Here is a 231-nt window from a genome sequence, read left to right on the forward strand (position 1 = left end):
CGCCAATCGCGCTCGATCGACCGGTGGATGATTTTCGCGGGCATTGTCGTCATGGCTTGCAGGTCCCTGTCATTTGGTTTCGTCAGAATAACAAACCGGCCGACAGCGTCTTGAACAAAACGGTCAGTCGCCTCTTTTCCGCGTGGCGAGCTGGTCGAAAATGACGGCGGGCGTCAGCGTCGAAAGCTCGCCGACCTCGCGCGTCATGTGGGGCTGGTCGGCAAAGCCCGC

General features: G+C 60.2%; 1 pseudogene. It reads right to left on the reverse strand.

Annotated features, from left to right (window positions below):
- Positions 1 to 123 precede the first annotated feature (123 nt).
- Positions 124 to 231, reverse strand: a pseudogene (locus tag EOD29_RS37775) (AraC family transcriptional regulator); the annotation flags it as partial.

Source organism: Mesorhizobium sp. M1A.T.Ca.IN.004.03.1.1 (genome assembly GCF_003997555.1).
Taxonomy (GTDB): Bacteria; Pseudomonadota; Alphaproteobacteria; order Rhizobiales; family Rhizobiaceae; genus Mesorhizobium.